The organism is Kitasatospora sp. NPDC059146 (assembly GCF_042786665.1).
Taxonomy (GTDB): Bacteria; Actinomycetota; Actinomycetes; order Streptomycetales; family Streptomycetaceae; genus Kitasatospora.
Genome location: NZ_JBHZCY010000015.1, coordinates 89,271 through 110,064, shown reverse-complemented (window position 1 = coordinate 110,064; position 20,794 = coordinate 89,271). Strand labels below are relative to the sequence as shown.

General features: G+C 74.8%; 20 protein-coding genes. 14 read left to right on the top strand and 6 right to left on the bottom strand.

What is annotated here, in order from left to right; genetic code table 11:
* Positions 1-194: 194 nt before the first annotated feature.
* On the bottom strand, positions 195-800 hold the full coding sequence (locus tag ACFXPX_RS09770; protein WP_380527348.1) for a YceI family protein: 606 nt from the start codon (positions 798-800) through the stop codon (positions 195-197).
* Between the two features lie 226 nt (positions 801-1,026).
* Between ACFXPX_RS09770 and ACFXPX_RS09765 the strand changes: the two genes are divergently transcribed.
* The 7 genes from ACFXPX_RS09765 to ACFXPX_RS09735 all read left to right on the top strand — a co-directional run bounded on the left by ACFXPX_RS09765 (position 1,027) and on the right by ACFXPX_RS09735 (position 8,297).
* Positions 1,027-4,179: an SNF2-related protein gene (locus ACFXPX_RS09765; RefSeq protein WP_380640424.1), complete on the top strand. Its 3,153-nt coding sequence runs from the start codon at positions 1,027-1,029 to the stop codon at positions 4,177-4,179.
* Positions 4,176-4,376, top strand: a complete 201-nt coding sequence (locus ACFXPX_RS09760; protein ID WP_380640422.1) for a hypothetical protein — start codon at positions 4,176-4,178, stop codon at positions 4,374-4,376. The genes ACFXPX_RS09765 and ACFXPX_RS09760 overlap by 4 nt, the downstream gene beginning before the upstream one ends.
* A 15-nt stretch (positions 4,377-4,391) precedes the next feature.
* Positions 4,392-5,273 carry an RNA polymerase sigma-70 factor gene (locus ACFXPX_RS09755; RefSeq protein WP_375897252.1) on the top strand — a complete coding sequence of 294 codons (882 nt, stop codon included), beginning with the start codon at positions 4,392-4,394 and terminating at the stop codon, positions 5,271-5,273.
* A 34-nt stretch (positions 5,274-5,307) separates the two neighbouring features.
* The gene (locus ACFXPX_RS09750; RefSeq protein WP_380640420.1) at positions 5,308-6,594 is read left to right on the top strand and encodes a MerR family transcriptional regulator; all 1,287 of its coding nucleotides are present in this window, start codon (positions 5,308-5,310) and stop codon (positions 6,592-6,594) included.
* A 250-nt stretch (positions 6,595-6,844) separates the two neighbouring features.
* A complete protein-coding gene (locus ACFXPX_RS09745) occupies positions 6,845-7,252 on the top strand; it encodes a helix-turn-helix domain-containing protein (protein WP_375881467.1) in 408 nt (135 codons plus the stop codon).
* Between the two features lie 2 nt (positions 7,253-7,254).
* Positions 7,255-7,833 carry a hypothetical protein gene (locus ACFXPX_RS09740; protein WP_380640418.1) on the top strand — a complete coding sequence of 193 codons (579 nt, stop codon included), beginning with the start codon at positions 7,255-7,257 and terminating at the stop codon, positions 7,831-7,833.
* 122 nt (positions 7,834-7,955) lie between these two features.
* Positions 7,956-8,297 (top strand): DUF2516 family protein, encoded by a 342-nt coding sequence (locus ACFXPX_RS09735; protein ID WP_375881473.1) that lies wholly within the window; start codon positions 7,956-7,958, stop codon positions 8,295-8,297.
* 119 nt (positions 8,298-8,416) lie between these two features.
* On the opposite strand, the gene ACFXPX_RS09730 is transcribed toward ACFXPX_RS09735, so the two are convergent.
* Complete coding sequence (locus tag ACFXPX_RS09730) at positions 8,417-9,934, bottom strand: SpoIIE family protein phosphatase (protein WP_380526201.1); 1,518 nt, start codon at positions 9,932-9,934, stop codon at positions 8,417-8,419.
* A 239-nt stretch (positions 9,935-10,173) separates the two neighbouring features.
* Here ACFXPX_RS09730 and ACFXPX_RS09725 point away from each other — a divergent pair, with 239 nt between their 5' ends.
* Positions 10,174-10,734: an O-acetyl-ADP-ribose deacetylase gene (locus tag ACFXPX_RS09725; protein WP_375881478.1), complete on the top strand. Its 561-nt coding sequence runs from the start codon at positions 10,174-10,176 to the stop codon at positions 10,732-10,734.
* A 203-nt stretch (positions 10,735-10,937) separates the two neighbouring features.
* On the opposite strand, the gene ACFXPX_RS09720 is transcribed toward ACFXPX_RS09725, so the two are convergent.
* Entirely contained in the window at positions 10,938-11,771 is an 834-nt protein-coding gene (locus tag ACFXPX_RS09720; RefSeq protein WP_380640416.1) for a class I SAM-dependent methyltransferase, read from the bottom strand.
* A 226-nt stretch (positions 11,772-11,997) separates the two neighbouring features.
* On the opposite strand from ACFXPX_RS09720, the gene mshA reads away from it, so the two are divergent.
* Together mshA and ACFXPX_RS09710 are read left to right on the top strand one after the other, a co-directional pair.
* A complete protein-coding gene (gene mshA, locus ACFXPX_RS09715) occupies positions 11,998-13,365 on the top strand; it encodes a D-inositol-3-phosphate glycosyltransferase (protein WP_375881483.1) in 1,368 nt (455 codons plus the stop codon).
* Between the two features lie 98 nt (positions 13,366-13,463).
* Positions 13,464-14,006 carry a YbjN domain-containing protein gene (locus ACFXPX_RS09710; protein ID WP_380640414.1) on the top strand — a complete coding sequence of 181 codons (543 nt, stop codon included), beginning with the start codon at positions 13,464-13,466 and terminating at the stop codon, positions 14,004-14,006.
* 16 nt (positions 14,007-14,022) lie between these two features.
* On the opposite strand, the gene ACFXPX_RS09705 is transcribed toward ACFXPX_RS09710, so the two are convergent.
* Positions 14,023-15,336, bottom strand: coding sequence for an MDR family MFS transporter (locus ACFXPX_RS09705; RefSeq protein ID WP_380640412.1), 1,314 nt, complete (start codon positions 15,334-15,336; stop codon positions 14,023-14,025).
* A gap of 149 nt (positions 15,337-15,485) precedes the next feature.
* On the opposite strand from ACFXPX_RS09705, the gene ACFXPX_RS09700 reads away from it, so the two are divergent.
* Together ACFXPX_RS09700 and ACFXPX_RS09695 are read left to right on the top strand one after the other, a co-directional pair.
* Positions 15,486-16,244 (top strand): phosphoglyceromutase, encoded by a 759-nt coding sequence (locus tag ACFXPX_RS09700; RefSeq protein ID WP_375881490.1) that lies wholly within the window; start codon positions 15,486-15,488, stop codon positions 16,242-16,244.
* A 259-nt stretch (positions 16,245-16,503) separates the two neighbouring features.
* Positions 16,504-17,100 (top strand): lytic polysaccharide monooxygenase, encoded by a 597-nt coding sequence (locus tag ACFXPX_RS09695; protein ID WP_380640410.1) that lies wholly within the window; start codon positions 16,504-16,506, stop codon positions 17,098-17,100.
* 97 nt (positions 17,101-17,197) lie between these two features.
* Here ACFXPX_RS09695 and ACFXPX_RS09690 read toward each other — a convergent pair whose 3' ends face one another.
* Both ACFXPX_RS09690 and phoU read right to left on the bottom strand, forming a co-directional pair.
* On the bottom strand, positions 17,198-17,377 hold the full coding sequence (locus ACFXPX_RS09690) for a hypothetical protein (RefSeq protein WP_350507747.1): 180 nt from the start codon (positions 17,375-17,377) through the stop codon (positions 17,198-17,200).
* A 166-nt stretch (positions 17,378-17,543) separates the two neighbouring features.
* Positions 17,544-18,233 carry a phosphate signaling complex protein PhoU gene (gene phoU, locus ACFXPX_RS09685; RefSeq protein WP_380526211.1) on the bottom strand — a complete coding sequence of 230 codons (690 nt, stop codon included), beginning with the start codon at positions 18,231-18,233 and terminating at the stop codon, positions 17,544-17,546.
* A gap of 306 nt (positions 18,234-18,539) precedes the next feature.
* Here phoU and ACFXPX_RS09680 point away from each other — a divergent pair, with 306 nt between their 5' ends.
* Complete coding sequence (locus ACFXPX_RS09680; protein ID WP_380640408.1) at positions 18,540-20,030, top strand: sensor histidine kinase; 1,491 nt, start codon at positions 18,540-18,542, stop codon at positions 20,028-20,030.
* A 2-nt stretch (positions 20,031-20,032) separates the two neighbouring features.
* The gene (locus ACFXPX_RS09675; RefSeq protein WP_218199074.1) at positions 20,033-20,728 is read left to right on the top strand and encodes a response regulator transcription factor; all 696 of its coding nucleotides are present in this window, start codon (positions 20,033-20,035) and stop codon (positions 20,726-20,728) included.
* Positions 20,729-20,794 lie beyond the last annotated feature (66 nt).

Sequence of the window (20,794 nt, the reverse complement as noted above, 5' to 3'; positions counted from 1 at the left end):
GGTCGCCAATGCGCTGCATTGGGCTCCCTCCTCCGCCTTGCGATGCACGCACCCCAACGCCGCCCCGCCCGCCCTCCGGGCGGACGACGGGAGTTCGAAGACGGACCCAAGCACACCGCCCCTGCCCCGGGGGGACGGGCAGGGGCGGTGGGTCGTGGGGGCGGCACGGGCCGCCGTGGCCGCGGACGGCCGGCTCAGGCCGCCTTGACGGCGGAGATGTCGAAGCTGAGCTTGACCTTCTCGCCGATCAGCACGCCGCCGGTCTCCAGGGCCGCGTTGTAGGTGAGGCCGAACTGGGTGCGGTCCACGACGGTCCGGCCCTCGAAGCCGACCCGCTCGGCACCGTAGGCGTCGGTGGCGCTGCCGGTGTAGTCGAGCTCCAGGACGACCGGGCGGGTGGTGCCCTTGATGGTCAGCTCGCCGGTCATCCGGTAGGAGTCGTCGCCGACCGCCTCGGCGGAGGTGCTGCGGAAGCGGATCTCCGGGTGGGTCTCGACCGCGAAGAAGTCGCCGGTGCGCAGGTGCTCGTCGCGCTGGGCCTGGTTGGTGTCGACGCTGGCGACCTTGATCACGAGCTCGGCGGAGGAGTTGTGCGGCTCGGCGCCGTCCAGGTGCAGCTTGCCCTCGTAGTCGGTGAAGCGGCCCTTGACGTTGGTGACCATCGCGTGGCGGACCGCGAAGCCGATCTCGCTGTGGGTGGTGTCGATCGCCCAGTCGCCGGTCAGGTGCGACAGGTCCGGGCCGGCCGGGGTCCGGACGGCGGTGGGGGTGGCGGTCTTGGTGCGGTTGAACAGGCCCATGGCTCCTCCTCGGGTTCGAAGCCATTTGTTTAGGCTTCAACTTCTTGACTCCACCGTACGACTCTTTCGTTCAAGTTTCAACCACAACGGTCGAAGCACTTCGCCGAACCACCCGAACGGCCCAGCCGCCCGGCCCAACGGGCGCCGCCGGGCGGCCCGACGGGCACTGTCCGACCCTCCGGCTAGGCTGCGAAGGACGGTTCCCACCCGCCCCGAGAGGCCCCGCATGTTCGTCCTGCACGCACTCTGGCGGGCGGACGGACGGTTGGCCCTCTGGGCCGAGGACGCCCGCGCCCACCCCGGCGCCACCGATCACCTCCCCGACCGGCCCGCCCCGCGCGCCCACCCGTACGCCTGCCCGGCCGACCGCCTGGCCGCCGTGCTCGGCGGCATCGGGCCCGGCCTCGGCTGGCTCGCCGGGCAGGCCCCCGAGCGCTGGGCCACCCTGTTGCTGCCCACCGTCGGCCCCCTGCCCGCGCCCTCGCCCGACCTGCCGGTCACCCCGCCTCGCGGCGGCGCCGTGCTCACCCCCTGGCGGGTGCCCGCCCTGCTGTTCGAGGCCGGCGCCGCCGCCCAGCTGCTCGGCGAGGTCCACGACCCGCACTGGGCCGTCACCGACACCGACCTGCCCGGCACCGGCCGGGTCGAAGTGGTCTACGGGCCCTCGCTGCGCTGGCTCACCGGGGTGCACGACCTCGCCTGGCGGGCGGTCGGCCGGGGCCGGGTGCTGCCCCTGCCCGTCCTCGCCGACGGCCGGCCCCGGGCCCGCTGGCGGCCCGACCCCACCCCGGCCGGGCGCCGCGAGGCCGCCGCCCTGGCGGCCGGCTGCCCGCCCGTCCTGCTGGGCGAGTGGCCGACCGGCGCCGGCACCGGCGAGGCCCTGCTGGGCGCCGCCCTGGGCGCCCTGGTCGACGCCGAGGCCCGGGCCGCCCTGGCCGACACCCCCTTCCCCGCCCCCGGCCCGGCCCCGGCCGACCGCTGGCTGCACGCCCTCGCCACCCCCTCCGGGGAGGTCGACGCCTCGCCCGGGGAGCTCGCCGAACTGCGCCGCCGGATCACCGACTGGTACGCCACCGCCGAGCCCGCCGACCCGGCCCTGCGGCTCTGCTTCCGCCTGGTCGAACCGCTCGGCCCCGCCGACGACGATCCGGACGGCAGCCCCTCCGACGACGCCTGGCGGCTGGAGTTCCTGCTCCAGGCCGTCGACGAGCCCTCCCTGCTGGTCCGCGCCGCCGAACTGCACGAGGGCGGCGCGGCCCACGCGGCCCTCGACCGCAAGCTCGCGCAGGTCGCCCCCGGGGGCGACCGGGCCGGCCCCGCCGACGTGCTGGTCGCCGAACTGGCCCGCGCCGCCCACCGCTGGCCCGCCCTGGACGGGCTGCGCCACCGCTCCCGCCCGTCCGCCCTGCCGCTCGACCGCGCCGGCGCGCTCGACTTCCTGCGCACCGCCGCGCCCGCCCTGGCCGGGGCCGGATTCGGCGTGCTGCTGCCCTCCTGGTGGCGCCGCCGCCCCCGGCTCGGCCTCACCCTGCGCGCCACCACCCCGTCCGCCCCCGGCACCCTCGCCGTCACCAGCCAGGTCGACCGGGACGCCGTGGTCGCCTTCCGCTGGCAGGCCGCCCTCGGCCCGGACGGCACCCCGCTCACCGAGCAGGAGCTCACCGAACTCGCCGCCGCCAAACAGGGGCTGGTCCGGGTCCGGGGCACCTGGCTGGAGGCCGACCCGGCCCAGATCGCCGCCGCACTGGCCTTCCTCACCGAGCAGCGCGACGGCCTGCTCGCCGCCGCCGACCTGCTGCGGCTCGCCCTCGACCCGGAGGCGACGGTCGCCGGGCTGCCGGTCACCAGCGTCCGGGCGGACGGCCCGCTCGGCGACCTGCTCGCCGGAACCGTCACCGCCACCCCCGAAGTCCCCGCCCTGCCACCGGACTTCCACGCCGAACTCCGCCCGTACCAGCAGCGCGGACTCGCCTGGCTCAGGACCATGTCCGAGCTCGGCCTCGGCGCCGTCCTGGCCGACGACATGGGCCTCGGCAAGACCGTCCAGACCCTCGCCCTGCTGGCTGCCGAACGGTCCGGGGCGGACGCCCCCACCCTCCTGGTCTGCCCGATGTCCCTGGTCGGCAACTGGCAGCGCGAGGCCGAGCGCTTCGCCCCCGGCCTGCGCCGCTACGTCCACCACGGCGCCGACCGCCTCGGCGGTGACCGACTCGCCGACGCCGTCGGGGGAGCGGACCTGGTCATCACCACCTACGGGCTGGTCCAGCGCGACCTCGCCGCGCTCCGCGCGATCCGCTGGCGCCGGGTGGTCGCCGACGAGGCGCAGCACATCAAGAACACCGGCACCGCCCAGTCCCGGGCGATCCGCGCGCTGCCCGTGGCCGGGCACCGGATCGCCCTGACCGGCACGCCGGTGGAGAACCGGCTCGCCGAACTGCACGCCGTGCTGGACTTCGCCAACCCCGGCCTGCTCGGCCCGGCCGAGCGCTTCAAGGAGCGCTACGCGATCCCGGTCGAACTGCACCGCAGCCCCGAACGCACCGCCGAACTCCGGCGCCGCACGGCCCCGTTCGTGCTGCGCCGGCTCAAGACGGACCCGGCGGTGGCGGCCGAGCTGCCCGCCAAGCAGGAGATGACCGTCTGGTGCAACCTCACCGCCGAACAGGCCGGCCTCTACCAGGCGGTGGTCGCCGACCTGCTCCAGCGGGTGGAGGGGATCCGGGGCGTGGAGCGGCGCGGCACGGTGCTGGCCGCGATCGGCAAGCTCAAGCAGGTCTGCAACCACCCGGCCCAACTGCTGCACGACGGTTCGCCGTTGGGCGAGCGCTCGGGCAAGGTCGCCCGGCTCGCCGAACTGCTGGAGGAGGCGCTGGCCGAGGGGGACCGCACCCTGGTCTTCACCCAGTACGCCGAGTTCGGCACCATGCTCCGCCCGTACCTGGAACGCCGCCTCGGCGAGGAGGTCCTCCACCTGTACGGCGGCGTCCCCCGCGCCCGCCGGGAGGAGCTGGTGGAGCGCTTCCAGGCCCCGGACGGCCCCCGGGTGTTCCTGCTCTCGCTGCGGGCCGGCGGCACCGGCCTCAACCTCACCGCCGCCAACCAGGTGATCCACCTGGACCGTTGGTGGAACCCGGCGGTCGAGGAGCAGGCCACCGACCGGGCCTTCCGGATCGGCCAGCGCCGCGACGTCCAGGTCCGCCGCCTGGTCTGCGTCGGCACCGTCGAGGAGCGGATCGACGAAATCCTCACCACCAAACGCGCGTTGGCCGACACCGTGGTGGGCGCGGGGGAGCACTGGCTCACCGACCTCCCCGCCGAGGCCCTGCGCGAACTGGTCACCCTCACCCGCGAGGACGCCGTCGCCGAGGAGGACGCATGACCGACCAGGCACCGCCCCCGAAGGCCCCGATGGTCAACGTCGCCGCCTACTGGCGCGGCGACTTCACCCTGTCGCCGACCCCGGACGAGGAGCCGGTCGAGCCCTCGCTGCACCGCCTCGGCCGCTCCGGCATCACCGTCCACGGCCGCGACCTGGCGACCCTGCTCGCCCCCGCCTACGAGGCCTTCCGCTCCTGAGGTAGCGTCCCGAACGTGACCGACACCCCCGACACCCGGCTCGCCGCCTTCGAACAGCACCGGCGGACGGTCTTCGGCATCGCCTACCGGATGCTCGGCAGCGTCGCCGACGCCGAGGACCTGGTCCAGGACACCTGGCTGCGCTGGAGCGGGGTCACCGGCCCGGTCGCCAGCCCCGCCGGCTACCTCGCCCGTACGGTCACCAACCTCGCCCTCAACCGGCTGGACTCGGCCGCCGTCCGCCGCGAGTCCTACGTCGGCCCCTGGCTGCCCGAACCGCTGGTCTCCGAGCCCGACGCCACCGACGGCGTCGAGCGCGCCGAGAGCGTCTCGCTCGCCCTGCTGGTCGTGCTGGAGAGCCTCTCCCCGCTGGAACGGGCGGTGTTCGTCCTCAAGGAGGCCTTCGGCTTCTCCTACCCGGAGATCGCCGAGGCCCTGGGCCGCACCGAGGCGGCCTGCCGCCAGGTCGGCAGCCGGGCCAGGGCGCACGTACGCGCCCGCCGCCCCCGCTACGACGCCCCGCCGGAGCTGCGCCGCCGGGCCACCGACGAGTTCCTCTCGGCCTGCGTCGGCGGCGACCTCAACCGGGTGCTCGAACTCCTCGCCCCCGACGTCACCGCCTGGAGCGACGGCGGCGGAGTGATCCGCGCGGCCCTGCGCCCGGTCACCGGCGCCGACAACGTCGCCCGCTTCCTCCTCGGCGTGCTCCGCCAGCTCGGCGAGGCCGCGGGCGTCCGCCCCGTCCTGGTCAACGGCCAGCCCGGCCTGCTGATCACCGTCGACGGCGCCGTCGACTCCGTCTCCGTCCTCGATTTCACCGAGGGCCCGGACGGCGAGCCCCTGGTCAGCTCGATCCACGCCGTCCGCAACCCGGACAAGCTCACCCACCTCGCTTGACCCTCGACCAGGTCGAGCCCCGAGAGTGACCGGCATGGAGAGCGAGCTGCACAGCATCGGCGAACTGGCCCGCGCCAGCGGCCTGGGCGTCGGCACCCTGCGCTACTACGACGGCGCCGAGGTGCTCACCCCCGCCTGGGTCGACCCGCAGACCGGCTACCGCTGGTACCGGCCCGCCCAACTCGCCGACGCCCGCCTGCTGGTCCGGCTCCGCCGGGTCGGCCTCCCGCTGGCCGACATCCGCGCCGTACTGGCCGGCCACGACGCCGAACGCGTCCTCGACGCCCACCTGCGCCGCCTGGAGGACGGCCTCGCCGACGCCCGCCGCGAACTCTCCCTGATCCGCACCACGATCGAGCAGAGGGAGCACCTGATGACCACCACCCTGCACCTCACCGTCCGCGCCGACCGCCTGGCCGCCGCCCTGGACGCCGTCCGCTTCGCCGTCTGCGAGGACCCGGACCACCCCGCCCTGACCGGCGTGCTGTTCGAACCGGACGGCCCGGTCCTGCGCCTGGTCGCCACCGACCGCTACCGGATGGCCTTCGCCGAACTGCCCGCGCTCGGCGCCCCGCAGCAGCCCGCCCCCGGCACCACCGTCCCCACCGCCCTGGTGGACGCCCTGCGCGCACTGCTGCCCGGGGCCCCCGCCGAGGTCCTGCTCGCCCTGGGCGCCGACACCTTCCGCGCCGAGACCCCCGACCACCGCATCGAGGGCGCCGTCCCGGCCACCGACTACCCCGACCACCGAGTCCTCACCCGGCTCGACCCCCAGCACCGCCTCACCCTCCCCGCCGCCGCCCTGCGCACCGCCGTCGAGACCGGCGCCACCCGCACCCTCCCCTCCGGCCCCCAGGGCGCCGACTGCCAGGTCACCGTGCTCACCCTCACCGACGACGGCCACCTCACCGTCACCGCCGACCCCACCCCCGACGACCCCCACATCGCCCTCAACCGCGACTTCCTCCTCGACGCCCTCCGCGCCGCCCACCCCGAACAACTCCTCCTCGAACTCGGCGGCCCGATCGCCCCGCTCGCCATCCGCACCCCCGGCCGGACCGGCACCTTCGCCGGCCTGATGCCGGTCCGCCTCCCCGGGCGCCCCCCCCCCCCCCCGGGGGGGCGGGGCCCCGCCCCCCCCCCCCCCCCCCCCACCCCCCCGGGGCGCGCGCGGCACCGCCCGCGCGCCCGCACCACAAGAACCCGCACCCACCCACCAACACCCACCCCCCACCTCCCCCCAACCCGCCCAAGGCGAGAGGGACGCGCTGCGGGAGGGGGCGGTGGAGGGGGTGGGTGCGGAGAGCGGCGTAACGGGTGATTTTCAGACCGCCAATGGCGATCACACCCCACCCACAGAGTCGGCGGTCCGAAAATCACCCAGCCGCCGGAGCACCCACCCCCGGGCGCGGCGCCGGGCCCCGCCCGCCCCGCGCGCGCACCGCCCCGGACCAACCCACCCTCCCGAGAGCCCCCCACCCACCAACAGCCCCGCGCAGCGGCCCCCCACCCGCTAGCCCCCAGTTAGCACCCTGCTTGCAATTGCAAGCACGATCCCGCACCCTGTCCCCATGGCCTCACTCAACGTCGCCTCCCTGGGCGAGTACATCCGCGAGCAGCGCCGCAACGCGCAGTTCTCGCTGCGCCAGCTGGCGGAGGCCGCCGGCGTGTCCAACCCGTACCTCAGCCAGATCGAGCGAGGGTTGCGCAGGCCGAGCGCGGAGATCCTGCAGCAGATCGCGAAGGCGCTGCGGATCTCGGCGGAAACGCTGTACGTCCAGGCCGGGATCCTGGAGGAGCGGCGGGGCGAGGGCCTGGAACTGCGGGCCTCGATCCTGGCCGATCCGCTGATCAACGAGCAGCAGAAGCAGGCGCTGCTCGCGGTCTACGACGCCTTCCTCAAGGAGAACGCCGCCTCGGCCTCCACCCCGACGACCGACGGCGCGGCCACCCAGAACACCCACCGGGAGGACCGGTAAGCATGCCGATCACCGACGAGATCAAGAAGACCCTCACCGACCCGACCCCGCTGTACGCCTTGGCCGGCGCCGGGGACCTCGCGTACGAGAAGCTGCGCGAGGTGCCGGGCCGGGTCGAGGCCCTGGCGGCGGACCGCCAGGGTGCCCAGGAGAAGGCGACCGCCAGGCTCCACGAGGCGCAGGAGCTGCTGGCCGGCGCCCCGGCCAAGGTCACCGGGGCCGTCACGGCCCTCCCGACCGACCTCAAGGTCCTCCAGGAGCGGGCCCAGGGCTTCGCCCTGCAGCAGGTGGCCCGCGCGCTGGAGCTGGCGGTCCGGGCCAAGGAGACCTACGACGAACTGGCCGAGCGCGGCAAGGTCGTCGTGGACAAGGCCCGCCCCCACACCGACGCCGACCCCACCCAGGTCCCCGTCGACCCGGCCGTCGACCCCGCCTTCGAGACCGCCTTCGAGGCCGCCCCCGTCGAGGCCGAGCTGCTGGACGCCCCCGCCGCCCCGGCGGACCCGGCCGCGGACCCCGCCGCCCCCGCTCCGAAGAAGCCCGCCAGGCCCCGGAAGAACACCCCCTCCGCCACGGAGTGACCGCCGCCCGCCACCCCGGGGCACATCCACCGGCGGCGGGACGTTCACACCCTGCGGGCGGCCGCCGTGCCAGGATGGGCGGCGGCCGGGGCGCAGCAAGCCGAGAGACGTAGGAGACCGCGATGACCGGAGTGTTCCAGATCCTGGCCTTTTCCTACCTGAACCCGTTCTGGTGGATGGCCGTCGCGATCCTGGGCTACAAGTTCTTCGCGCTGATCGACGCGGCCACCCGCCGCGAGGACGCCTACCGGGCGGCCGACAAGAAGACCAAGGGCTTCTGGCTGGCGATCCTCGGGATCAGCTTCGGGTGGGACCTGCTGTTCGGGGCGAACTTCCTCGGCAGCATCGGCACCCTGGCCGGCCTGGTCGCCTCGATCGTCTACGTGGTGGACGTCCGCCCTGCGATCCGGGCGCTGACCGGCGGCACCGGCCGGAGCAACACCGGCCCGTACGGCCCCTGGTAGGCCGACCCCACGGACAACGCCGCGGCCCGGGAGGGCAGTTCACCCTCCCGGGCCGCAGCGTGTCCGCGCCGTTGTCCGCGACGTGTCCGCGACGCCTCCGCGGCGCGTCCGCAGCCGCCTCAGCCGAGGATCAGCTGCACCGGGTTGCGCTCCAGCAGCAGCACCGCGACGTCGTCCGTCAGCGCCCCGCCGTTCAGCTCCTCGACCTCGGCGATCGCGCTGTCGACGAGTCGGCCCCGGGTGAGCCCGGCGGACTGGTGGTCGGCGATCAGGTCGGCCAGTCCGTCCTGGCCGAGGCGCCGCGACCCGGCCCCGACCCGGCCTTCGATCAGCCCGTCGGTGTAGAGCAACAGCCGCCAGCCGGGCTGGAGTTCGACCTCGTGGGCGGGCCAGGCGGCCCCGCCGTCGTGGCACGGCAGCAGGCCGAGGGCGGGCCCGGCGTGGTCGGCGGGCAGGGTGGCCGGGGCGTGGTCGCGGCCGAGCAGCAGCGGCGCCGGGTGCCCGGCGAGGTAGAGCCGGGCGCGTTCGCCGGTGCCGAGCGAGTCGAGGTCGGTGGTGCCGCCGGGCTCGATGACGAGCATGCAGAGCGTCGCGAAGATCTCGTCGCTGCGCCGTTCGTGCTCCAGCACGTGCTGGAGGGTGGTGAGCAGGGTCTCGCCGGTGAGGCCGGCGAAGACCAGGGTGCGCCACGCTATCCGGAGTGCGACGCCGAGCGCGGCTTCGTCGGGGCCGTGGCCGCAGACGTCGCCGATCACGACGTGGACGGTGCCGTCGTCGGTGCGCACGGCGTCGTAGAAGTCGCCGCCGAGCAGGGCGCGGCGGCGGCCGGGGCGGTAGCGCCGGGTGAAGGAGAGCCCGGCGCCGTCGAGCAGCGGGGTGGGCAGCAGGTGGCGCTGCAGCCGGGCGTTCTCCTGGCCGCGCAACTCGGCTTCGACCAGGCGGCGCTGGGACTCGTCGGCCCGCTTGCGTTCGACCGCGTAGCGCAGTGCGCGGGCCAGCAGCGGGCCGTCGGTCTCGTGCTTGAGCAGGAAGTCCTGGGCACCCGCGGCGACGGCGGCGGCGCCGAGTTCGGCCCCGGCGGCGTCGGTGAGCACCACGACGGGGATGTGCGGGGCGCGGCGCAGCAGTTCGTGCAGGCCTTCCAGGCCGTCCGAGGGGTCGGACGGGTGCGGCAGGTCGGCGGGGGAGGCCAGGTCGAGCAGCACGCAGCCGAACTCGCCGCCGCGGGAGCGTCCGCGCCGGCCGGCGGGGGAGGACTGGGCGAGCAGCTGGGTGGCCTGTTCGAGGCCGCGGGCCCAGTGGATCTCGATCGAGGTGCCGCTGTCGGCGACCGCCGCCTTGATCAGCTGGGCGTCCGAGGCGTCGTCCTCGATGACCAGCAGCCGCAGGGGCGCGACGGTGCCGTCGACGGGTCCGTCTCCGGGCGCGGGGGCGTGACCGCCTCCGGTGGGGCGGGAGGGGCGGCGGGTGCCGTGCGCGGTCCGGGCCGGCTGCGAGCGGGGGTGGGGTATCGGGGGAGCGGCCGTGGCCGGGCCGGTGGTGGCCGGGCGGGTACGGGCATGGCCGACGGGGGCGCCGTCGTGGGCGCCCGGCAGGTCCGCGGCACCAGGTGCCCGCCCGTCTCCCGTTGCGGGCATCGGTGGTTCCTCCCTTTCCCCGCCTGCGTAACGGCCGGCGTCCGTCCGCAGTGCCCGCCTGGCACCGCGCGTCGGGGAACTTCTCGCGACCATAACGTGATCTCCGGGGATTTCTCTGGCCGACCGGCGCCGTTGTGGCTATTGCCACGCCGGTGGCGGTGTGGTGATCGGATTCGGACGACGGCTCGGATCCCGGCCCGGCGGCTGCCGGGCGGGTCCGGGGAAGGGGGTAGGTGGTGGTGACGCGGATCACCCTGGTCGAGGGTGACATCACGGCACAGGAGGTGGACGCGGTGGTGAACGCGGCCAACTCCTCGCTGCTGGGCGGCGGCGGGGTGGACGGCGCGATCCACCGCCGGGGCGGGCCGCAGATCCTGGAGGAGTGCCGCCGGCTGCGGGCCTCGCACTGGGGCAAGGGGCTGCCCACCGGGCGGGCGGTGGCGACCACGGCCGGGCGGCTGCCGGCCCGCTGGGTGGTGCACACCGTCGGGCCGGTGTACCTGGCGGAGGAGTACGAGGAGCGGGCTGGGCTGCTGGCCTCCTGCTATCGCGAGTCGCTGCGCACGGCGGCCGGGTTGGGCGCGCGCACGGTGGCCTTCCCGGCGGTGTCGGCGGGGATCTTCGGCTGGCCGCCGGCGGACGCGGCCCGGATCGCGCTCGGCACCGTCGCCGAGGTGCTGGGCGGCGGTGACGCGCTCGCGGGCGCGGAGCTGGCGGAGGTGCGGTTCGTGCTGTTCGGGACGGAGATGTACGAGGTGTTCGAACGGGCCCGGCGGGAGCTGCTCGGGCAGGGGGGCTGACGGGCGCGGTGCGCGCCGGGCGGCGTGTGGTGTCGCCGCCCGGCGGTCTCCATCGTGGCGTGACGAGGCGTCAACACGCCAGAGATATTCGATAACTCGTTCGAGTGAATGAGGCGCGTCGCTCACCAGCCCGGCCCCGCCGGGCCCCAGCGGGCCTCCGGGAACCCCGTCCGGGTCCCGCAGAATCCGGGCCCGGCCCCGTCCTACGGGGCCAGCGCCGTCCAGGGCAGCGTGACCTCGCCCTGCCGCCACCGCCCGCGCGCGTCCACCAGCGGCCAGCTGCCCGCCAGCGCGGTGCAGGCCGCCACCCAGCGCTGCCGCGCCCCGAACGCCCCGTACGGCGCGGCCGCCGCCCAGGCCCGGTCGAAGTCGGTCAGGAAGGCGTGCACCGGCCGCCCCGGCACGTTGTGGTGGATCAGCGCCTTCGGCAGCCGCTCGGCCAGGTCGGAGGGCTGGCCCAGGCCGCCCAGCCGGGCCGCGAAGGTCACCGTCCGGGGCCCTTCCGGCCCCAGCGCGACCCAGACGTGCCGCCGCCCGATCTCGTCGCAGGTGCCCTCGACCAGCAGCCCGTCCGGGGCCAGCCGGGTGCACAGCCGCTCCCACACCCCGGGCACCGCCGACTCCTCGTACTGCCGCAGCACGTTGGCCGCCCGGATCAGCTGGGCCGGAGCGCCGCCGTCCAGCGGCACCTCGAAGCCGCCGCGCCGGAAGGTGAGCAGCGGCGGCTCGGCGTACGGCAGCGCGGCCGCGACCCGTTCCGGCTCGATCTCGATCCCGACCACCCGGACGTCCGGCCGCACCGTGCGCAGCCGTCCGGCCAGCTCCACGGCCGTCCACGGCGCCGCGCCGTAGCCGAGGTCCACCGCCACCGGGGGCCGCTCGGCGGCGCGCAGCGCCCGGCCCAGGGTGTGGGCGATCCAGCGGTCCATCCGGCGCAGCCGGTTGGTGTTGGTGGTGCCCCGGGTGACCGTCCCGACCGGCCGTCCGGTCCGGCCGCGGGCGGGCGCGGCGGTCGCGGGGTCGAAGGAGGCAGCCATGCCCAGAAGGGTAGTCGGCGGTCGCGGGGCCGGGCGTCCCCGGCCTGAGCTGGGCGGATGCCGGCCCGGCGGACCGGTCGCCGGGAGCGGGAATGCCGGACGCCCGCCCAGTGGTTGGCACACTGGTGGTGATGTGTGCCCGGACGGGGCAGCGCACACCGGACATGTGGCGGGCCCGTTCACGCGGACCGCCGAGACGGGCCGCACACGAGGAGGCTTCAGCCAGGTGATCCAGCACCCCGTCCGTTCGGTACGCCGTGCCCAGTCCGCGACGCCCGCGCGCGGCCGGCTCCAGTCGCTCGTCCCGGGCCGTCGCCGCCCGCGCCGGATAGCCATGCTCAGCGTGCACACCTCGCCGCTGCACCAGCCCGGCACCGGCGACGCCGGCGGGATGAACGTCTACATCGTCGAGCTGGCCAAGCGCCTGGCCGAGCTCAACATCGAGGTCGAGGTGTTCACCCGGGCGATCTGCTCGGACGACGCCCCGACCGTCGAGCTGGCCCCCGGCGTGCTGGTCCGGCACGTCACCGCCGGCCCGTACGAGGGCCTGGTCAAGGAGGACCTGCCGGCCCAGCTGTGCGCCTTCACCCACGGCGTGCTGCGCACCGAGGCGGGCCACCGCCCCGGCCACTACGACCTGGTGCACTCGCACTACTGGCTCTCCGGGCAGGTCGGCTGGCTGGCCGCCCAGCGCTGGGGGGTGCCGCTGGTGCACACCATGCACACCATGGCGAAGGTCAAGAACGCCGCGCTGGCCGAGGGGGACACGCCCGAACCCGCGGCCCGGGTGATCGGCGAGACCCAGGTGGTCGAGGCGGCCGACCGGCTGATCGCCAACACCACCGAGGAGGCCGCCGAGCTGGCGCTGCACTACGCCGCCCGGCCGGACCAGCTGGCCGTCGTCCACCCCGGGGTCAACCTGGACGTCTTCCGCCCCGGCGGCCCGCGCGCCGGGTCCGAGGCCCGGGCGAGGCTGGGCCTGCCGCAGGACGCGGCGGTGCTGCTGTTCGCCGGGCGGATCCAGCCGTTGAAGGCGCCGGACGTGCTGCTGCGGGCGGTCGCCGCGCTGCTGGAGGCCCGTCCGGGGCTGCGCGAGCGCCTGGTGGTGCCGGTGGTCGGCGGGCCGTCCGGCACCGGGCTGGCCCGGCCGGAGAGCCTGCACAAGCTCGCCGCCCAGCTCGGCATCGGCGACGTGGTGCGGTTCCACCCGCCGGTCGGCCAGGAGCGGCTGGCGGACTGGTACCGCGCGGCGACGGCCCTGGTGATGCCCTCGTACAGCGAGTCCTTCGGCCTGGTGGCGCTGGAGGCCCAGGCCTGCGGCACCCCCGTGGTGGCGGCCTCGGTCGGCGGCCTGCCGGTCGCGGTGCGGGACGGCGAGTCCGGCAGCCTGGTGCAGGGCCACGACCCGCTGGCCTGGGCGCGTGCACTGGAGCCGTACGTCACCGACCCGGCGCTGGTCGCCCGGCGCGGGGCGGCGGCCGCCCGGCACGCGGCCGCCTTCGGTTGGGACACCGCCGCGGCCTCCACCGCCGAGGTCTACGCCGGCAGCCTGGCCCGCCCGGCCGGCCGGCTCGCGGTGGCCCGGCGCCGCTGAGCGCCGACGCCCGGGCCGGGCGGCGTCCTGGCCCGGGTCGGCGTCCTGGCCGGGTCGGCGGCTGCGCGCCGGGGGTACCGCCGAGTAACGTCACCCCCATGGCAATCCGCACCAAGGACGAGGCCCTGACCCTCCTGCGCACCGCCCTGGACGACGCCGGGGTGGCCTGGGAGCCGGCCGCCGCCGACCCGTACACCCTGGTGGCGACCCTCCCGGGCACCCGCAAGCTGAACACCGCCTGCGCACTGCGGGTCGGCGACCACACCCTGTCGGTGAACGCCTTCGTGATCCGCCGCCCGGACGAGAACCACCAGGCCGTCTACCGCTGGCTGCTGGAGCGCAACACCCGCCTCTACGGCGTCGCGTACGCGGTGGACGCGCTCGGCGACGTCTACCTGGCCGGCCGGCTGCCGCTGGAGGCGCTCACCCCGGACACCGTCGACCGGCTGCTCGGGACGGTGCTGGAGAACGCGGACGAGCCCTTCAACACCCTGCTGGAGCTGGGCTTCGCCTCGGCGATCCGGCGCGAGTGGGAGTGGCGCACCAAGCGCGGGGAGTCCACCCGCAACCTGGCCGCCTTCGCCCACCTGGCCGCCCCGGCAGCCGACGCCACGGCTGCCGACGCCCCGGCCGCCGACTGACCGGGGCGGGCGGCACTCAGGCGTCGGCCGGGGCCTTCGCCGGCTCCGCGACGGGCGCCGCCACGGCCGTCACCTCCGATACGGCCCCGGTGCGCCGGCGCCCCGTCGCACCGGTCCGGCGTGCCAGCACCACGTACCCGAGCGCCGCCGCCGTCCCGATCGCCCCGCAGACCGTCCACAGCACCACGGGACCGGCGTACTGCAGCAGCAGCCCGCCGCCCGCCGGGCCGAGGAGCGAGGCGAGCGACCAGGACAGCCCGTAGACGCCCTGGTAGCGGCCGCGTCCGTGGGTCGGCGCCAACTCGGCGACCAGGCCCATCATCACCGGGGTGTGCAGGATCTCGCCGACCGTCCAGACCACCACCGAGAGCGCGAACAGCCAGGCCGAGGAGCCGGCCAGCGCGGCCAGCCCGAAGCCCCAGCCGGTGAGCAGGCAGCTGGCGATCAGCATCCCGGTCCGTGAACGGCCCTCCATCCACCGGGTCAGCGGGATCTGCAGCACCACGATCAGCAGCCCGTTCAGGCCGACGACCAGCCCGTACTGGGTGGACGAGATGCCGGAGGCGCCCATGTCCACGGCCAGCGTGGTGCTGCCCTGCTGGAAGACCAGGGCGACCAGCAGGGTCAGCCCGACCAGCACCATGAAGGGGGCGTCCCGGAGCACGGTGAGCAGGCTGATCCCCGGCTCGGCCGGGTCCCCGGCCTTGCCGGGTACGGCCTGCGGCCTGGTCTCCGGGATCCGGATGAAGATCACCACGGCGCAGACCAGCGTGCTCAGGGCGTCCAGCAGGAAGAGCGTGAGGTAGCCGTGGGTGGCGATCAGCCCGGCCGCGGCGGCGGACAGGCCGAAGCCGATGTTGATCGCCCAGTAGTTCAGCGAGTACGCCCGGACCCGGTCCTCCGCGGGGACGAGGTCGGCGATGATCGCCGAGGTGGGCGGCCGGGTGGCGTTGTTGCACAGGCCGACCACGAAGGCCACCGAGGCGATCGCCACCTGGCCGTCCATGAAACCGAGCACGGCGGTGGAGGCGGCGGTGCCGAGCTGGGCGGCGACCAGCGTGGGGCGGCGCCCGATCCGGTCGGTGAGCACGCCCGCGCCGATCGCCGAGACCGCCGAACCGGCGCCGAACAAGGAGGCCACCAGGCCCGCGTAGGAGGCCGAGTACCCCCGTTCGACGGTCAGGTAGAGGGCCAGGAACGTCACCACGAACGAACCGAGCCGGTTCACCAGCGTGCTCACCCAGAGCCACCAGAACTGCCTCGGCAGCCCGCCCACCGTCTCGCGCACCAGTCTTCGGATCCGGGGATTGGCGGCCAGGGCGACGAGCATGTGGGGGCTCCCGAGGGCAGGCGTCCGCCGGGCGGCGCGGGCGGGCCCGACCGCCCGACGCATGTAAGTGGCAGATAAGCGCTGCACACATTACTCATCCCCCGAGGTGCCCACCAGGGGTTTTCCCGCCCTCCACTAAGCTGGGCGCCATGGCTGACACGACCTACCGACTCATCCTGCTCCGTCACGGCGAGAGCCAGTGGAACCAGAAGAACCTCTTCACCGGTTGGGTCGACGTCGACCTCAACGAGAAGGGCGAGAAGGAGGCCGCCCGCGGTGGCGAGCTCCTGGCCGCCGAGGGCCTGTTTCCCGACGTGGTGCACACCTCGCTGCTGCGCCGCGCCATCCGGACCTCGCAGATCGCCCTGGACAAGGCCGACCGCCACTGGATCCCGGTCAACCGCAGCTGGCGCCTGAACGAGCGCCACTACGGCGCGCTCCAGGGCAAGGACAAGGCCCAGACCCTGGCCGAGTTCGGCGAGGAGCAGTTCCAGCTGTGGCGCCGCTCCTACGACACCCCGCCGCCGGTGCTCGCCGACGGCGCCGAGTACTCGCAGGCCGGCGACGCCCGTTACGCCGACATCCCGAGCGAGCTGCGCCCGCGCACCGAGTGCCTCAAGGACGTCGTCGACCGGATGCTCCCGTACTGGTACGACGCCATCGTCCCGGACCTGGCCGCCGGCAAGACCGTCCTGGTCACCGCCCACGGCAACAGCCTGCGCGCGCTGGTCAAGCACCTCGACGGCATCTCCGACGCCGACATCGCCGGCCTCAACATCCCGACCGGCATCCCCCTGGTCTACGAGCTGGACGCCGACTTCAAGCCGCTCGCCAAGGGCGGCCGCTACCTCGACGCCGACGCCGCCGCGGCGGCCATCGAGGCAGTCAAGAACCAGGGCAAGAAGTAACCCGCTTGCCGACGAGGCCCCGTTCCCGGTTCGCCGGGGGCGGGGCCTGTTTCGTTCAACCGGCCGGTGTGGGGCGGGAGTTGGGATGGGCTCGAAAATGGTTCAGACCATTGACGGGCGGTGGCGCCGACTCCTACCGTGGGGGCACCGGGCTGGCGCAGGCATGCCAAGGATTCCCCCATGTCCCGGCCGCCGCACCCCCAACGCGCGCGCGTCTGCGCCCCGGCGCACTCTCCATCCACCCCCACGGAGGAGCACCATGCGCACACGTCATCTGGTCGGGGCGGCCGTCGCCGCGCTCGCGATCCCGCTCACCCTGGCCCTCCCGGCCCAGTCGCACGGCTTCATCACCACGCCGCCCAGCCGCGCCGCGCTCTGCGACGAGAGCGCGAACGCCGTCCCGTGGGACTGCGGCGACATCCAGTGGGAGCCGCAGAGCGTCGAGGGGCCGAAGGGCTTCCCGGCCGGCGGGCCCTCCGACGGCACCATCTGCGCCGGCGGCAACTCCCGCTTCGCCGAGCTGGACGACCCGCACGGCGGCGCCTGGCCGGCCACGCCGGTGACCGCGGGCCAGCGGCTCACCTTCACCTGGAAGTTCACCGCCCGGCACGCGACCACGGACTTCCGGTACTACCTGACCAAGCCGGGCTACGACGCGAGCCAGCCGGTCACCCGGGCCAACCTCGACCTGACGCCCTTCCTGACCGTCCCCTACGGCGGGCGGCAGGTGCCGGGCACGCTCAGCCACACCGCGACCCTCCCGGGCGGGCGCACCGGGCACCAGGTGGTCGTCTCGGTCTGGACGATCGCGGACACCGGGAACGCCTTCTACTCCTGCACCGACGTCCAGTTCTGACGGTTCCGGAACGGCCGGGCGGGCGTCCCGGGGTGCACGACCGCGCACCCCGGGACGCCTCGGCGGCTGTCCTGGCGGCCGTTCCGGCAGCCGTGCCTCAGTGGCCGCCGCAGCAGCCGCCGTCGGCGCCGCCGCACTGGCAGGGCGCGCCGGACTGGCAGCCGCAGCCGCAGCCGGGGCCGCAGCCGCAACCGGCCGCGAGGACGGGCAGCAGCTTCGGGGCGGGCGGCTCGACGGTGTGGTGGGCGGATGCCGGTCGGGTCGGGTTGGCCTTCATCGAGCTCTTCCCTCCTAGTGACGGGAACACTCCGGTGCCCCCACCGTTGAGTGAAGCGGCCGTTCGGAGGGAGCGTCAACAGGCGCGCAGTGGTGGGGCGTCCGGAAATCCGTGCACCCGCACCACCCTCGCCACAGGTTTACTCACCCCCGGGGGTGAGCGGCACTCACTCCGCCCCGGCTGCCTCGGCCGCCTCGGTGGCGGCCACGAACTCGGCCACGTGCTCGCCGGTCACCAGGTACACGACGCGCTTGGCGACGGACACCGCGTGGTCCGCGAAGCGCTCGTAGTAGCGGCCGACCAGGGTGATGTCGACGGCGGTCTCGATGCCGTGGTGCCAGCGCTCGTCGATCAGGTGCGACAGCAGCTCGCGGTGCAGGGCGTCGATCCGGTCGTCGTCCTGCTCCATCTCCAGGGCCTTGTCGACGTCCTTGGTGGCGATGACCAGGCCCGCCTTGGCGACCAGGCGCTGGGCGAGCTGGCCCATCTCCAGGACGGTGGAGTGCAGGTCGGCGGGCACCGCCGAGTCCGGGTAGCGCATCCGCGCGACCTTGGCGACGTGCCGGGCGAGGTCCCCGCAGCGCTCCAGGTCGGCGCTCATCCGCAGCGAGGTGACCACGATCCGCAGGTCGGTGGCGACCGGCTGCTGCCGGGCGAGCAGGTCGATGGCGCGGTTCTCGAGCTCGTGGTGGAGCTCGTTGACCTTCTCGTCGGCGGCGATCACGCTCTCCGCCAGCGCCAGGTCCGCGTCCAGGAGAGCGGTGGTGGCCCGGCCCAGGGCCGACCCGACCAGCCGGGCCATCTCGACCAGGCTGTCGCCGATCGCATCGAGTTCCTCGTGGTACGCGTCGCGCATGTTCTCTCCTCAGTAGCTGTGTCGGTGGCGGTGCCGACCGGTCAGCCCGTCCGACCATCGTTCCGGTGTCCGGGTGACCGCTGCTGGTGGCGCGAATGGTACGCGCACACCCGAGACCGTGGCCGCTCTTCGGCGCACCGATCTCTCCCACACGGGCTGCATGGCCAACTCTGTGCCGTTCGGGCGACGGCGCACGGCCGGTGCGGTGAATCGGTAGCTACGTGGAGGTGAATTCTCGGCAACGCCTGGTCGATGCCTTGACCCAGCCCTTGGGGAGTGGCCAGGCCGTGCGCTTACGCTGGCCACATGGACGTGAACGTGGCCGCTGCCGCTGCCTGCGCCATAGCCGGGCTCGGTGTCGGCCTCACCGCCTCCATCGCCTTCCGTTGGAGCGAGCGCGAGCAGGCCAAGGGCAAGTACACCAGCGGCAAGCAGTACGGCCGGTACCAGACGCTGGGCACCGGCACCCCGGAACCCCCGCTGCCGCCGGGGGTCGACACCGTGCTCTCGGTGCTCCGCTCCTGCGCGATCGTGCTGGGCGAGGGCGACGAGGTGGTCAAGGCCAGCTCGGCCGCGTACGCGATGGGCCTGGTGCGCGGCGGCGCGGTCGCCGTGGACCAGATGCTGGCCCTGGCCCGCGCCACCCGCCGGGACGGCGAGATCCGGCAGGTGGAGCTGGAGCTGCCCCGCCCCGGCGCGGCCCGCGCGTCCGAGCCGCTCGCGGTCTCCGTCCGGGTCGCCCCGCTGGGCTCCCGGCTGGTGCTGGTGCTGGTCGAGGACCAGACCGAGCGCCGCCGGGTGGAGGCCGTCCGCCGGGACTTCGTGGCCAACGTCAGCCACGAGCTCAAGACCCCGGTCGGCGCCCTGTCGCTGCTCTCCGAGGCGGTCGCCGACGCGTCCGACGACCCGGAGGCGGTGCAGCGCTTCGCCGGCCGGATGCAGGTCGAGGCGACCCGCCTGGCCAGCCTGGTGCAGGAGATCATCGACCTCTCCCGGGTCCAGGACGACCGGCTGATGGTCGACCCGGAGCCGGTCGCGGTGGACGAGCTGATCGCCGAGGCGATCGACCGCTGCCGCCAGCAGGCCGCCGCCAAGCAGATCCTGATCGCGGCCGGCGGGATCGCCGGGCTCTACCTGCACGGCAACCGCGGCCAGCTCGCCGCGGCGCTCGGCAACCTGGTGGAGAACGCCGTCAACTACAGCCCGCCCCGCACCCGGGTGGCCATCGCCACCCGCCGGATCTCCAGCGCCGCGGCGCTCGGCGAGGCGGACGGCGAGCTGATCGAGATCTCGGTCACCGACCAGGGCATCGGCATCTCCGAGAAGGACCGCGAGCGGGTCTTCGAACGTTTCTACCGGGTCGACCCGGCCCGCTCCCGGCAGACCGGCGGCACCGGACTCGGCCTGTCCATCGTCAAGCACGTCGCCGCCTCGCACGGCGGCACCGTCTCGGTGTGGAGCGTGGAGGGGCAGGGTTCGACCTTCACCATCCGCCTGCCCGCCGGCCAGGCCCCCGCCGACGCCCCCGACGAGGACTACGACGACGACCTGGACGACGCCCCGGCCGACGACCTGGGCGAGGACTTCGACGACCACCTCGACGCCGTCGACGCCGCGCCGGACCACGACGAACCCCGCAGCGCACGCCGCGCCGAGCCCGGTGCCGACACCGCCGGGCCCGCCACGGCACCCCGGACCCTCACCGCGGACCGCACCGAGCGTGCGGCCCGTTCGCTCCCCGCCGGGGAGCGGGAACAACCCCTGACACAGACAACCCAGCTTGCCCCGGAGGCCTGATCGTGACCCGAGTACTGGTGGTCGAGGACGAGGAGTCGTTCAGCGACGCCCTCTCGTACATGCTCCGCAAGGAGGGCTTCGAGGTGGCCGTCGCCGCGACCGGCCCCGACGCCCTGGAGCAGTTCGAACGCAACGGTGCCGACCTCGTCCTGCTCGACCTGATGCTCCCGGGCCTGCCGGGCACCGAGGTCTGCCGCCAGCTCCGGGTGCGCTCCAGCGTGCCGGTGATCATGGTGACCGCCAAGGACAGCGAGATCGACAAGGTCGTCGGGCTGGAGATAGGCGCTGACGACTACGTCACCAAGCCGTACTCCACCCGGGAGCTGGTCGCCCGGATCCGCGCGGTGCTGCGCCGCCGCGGCGAGGACGGCGGCGCGGGCGACAACGGCGGCGGCCCGGGCGCCCTGGAGGCGGGCCCGGTCCGGATGGACGTGGACCGGCACGTGGTGACGGTGGACGGCGCCAAGGTCGACCTGCCGCTCAAGGAGTTCGACCTGCTGGAGATGCTGCTGCGCAACGCGGGCCGGGTGCTCACCCGCATGCAGCTGATCGACCGGGTCTGGGGCGCGGACTACGTCGGCGACACCAAGACCCTGGACGTCCACGTGAAGCGCCTGCGGGCGAAGATCGAGCCCGACCCGGGCGCGCCGCGCTACCTGGTCACGGTCCGCGGCCTGGGCTACAAGTTCGAGCCGTAAACCGCGGGCCCGCGAGGGACGAGGACGCGGGAGGCCCCTGCCGGCAGTCGTCGGCGGGGGCCTCCC

Excerpts from the sequence above, each read along its gene's own strand:
- ACFXPX_RS09705 (WP_380640412.1), bottom strand. The coding sequence starts at position 15,336 with ATGCTCGTCGCCCTGGCCGCCAATCCCCGGATCCGAAGACTGGTGCGC.
- ACFXPX_RS09750 (WP_380640420.1), top strand. The coding sequence starts at position 5,308 with ATGGAGAGCGAGCTGCACAGCATCGGCGAACTGGCCCGCGCCAGCGGC.
- ACFXPX_RS09745 (WP_375881467.1), top strand. The coding sequence starts at position 6,845 with ATGGCCTCACTCAACGTCGCCTCCCTGGGCGAGTACATCCGCGAGCAG.
- ACFXPX_RS09680 (WP_380640408.1), top strand. The coding sequence starts at position 18,540 with ATGGACGTGAACGTGGCCGCTGCCGCTGCCTGCGCCATAGCCGGGCTC.
- ACFXPX_RS09765 (WP_380640424.1), top strand. The coding sequence starts at position 1,027 with ATGTTCGTCCTGCACGCACTCTGGCGGGCGGACGGACGGTTGGCCCTC.
- ACFXPX_RS09770 (WP_380527348.1), bottom strand. The coding sequence starts at position 800 with ATGGGCCTGTTCAACCGCACCAAGACCGCCACCCCCACCGCCGTCCGG.
- ACFXPX_RS09735 (WP_375881473.1), top strand. The coding sequence starts at position 7,956 with ATGACCGGAGTGTTCCAGATCCTGGCCTTTTCCTACCTGAACCCGTTC.
- ACFXPX_RS09720 (WP_380640416.1), bottom strand. The coding sequence starts at position 11,771 with ATGGCTGCCTCCTTCGACCCCGCGACCGCCGCGCCCGCCCGCGGCCGG.
- ACFXPX_RS09690 (WP_350507747.1), bottom strand. The coding sequence starts at position 17,377 with ATGAAGGCCAACCCGACCCGACCGGCATCCGCCCACCACACCGTCGAG.
- ACFXPX_RS09695 (WP_380640410.1), top strand. The coding sequence starts at position 16,504 with ATGCGCACACGTCATCTGGTCGGGGCGGCCGTCGCCGCGCTCGCGATC.
- ACFXPX_RS09710 (WP_380640414.1), top strand. The coding sequence starts at position 13,464 with ATGGCAATCCGCACCAAGGACGAGGCCCTGACCCTCCTGCGCACCGCC.
- ACFXPX_RS09730 (WP_380526201.1), bottom strand. The coding sequence starts at position 9,934 with ATGCCCGCAACGGGAGACGGGCGGGCACCTGGTGCCGCGGACCTGCCG.
- ACFXPX_RS09740 (WP_380640418.1), top strand. The coding sequence starts at position 7,255 with ATGCCGATCACCGACGAGATCAAGAAGACCCTCACCGACCCGACCCCG.
- phoU (WP_380526211.1), bottom strand. The coding sequence starts at position 18,233 with ATGCGCGACGCGTACCACGAGGAACTCGATGCGATCGGCGACAGCCTG.
- ACFXPX_RS09760 (WP_380640422.1), top strand. The coding sequence starts at position 4,176 with ATGACCGACCAGGCACCGCCCCCGAAGGCCCCGATGGTCAACGTCGCC.
- ACFXPX_RS09700 (WP_375881490.1), top strand. The coding sequence starts at position 15,486 with ATGGCTGACACGACCTACCGACTCATCCTGCTCCGTCACGGCGAGAGC.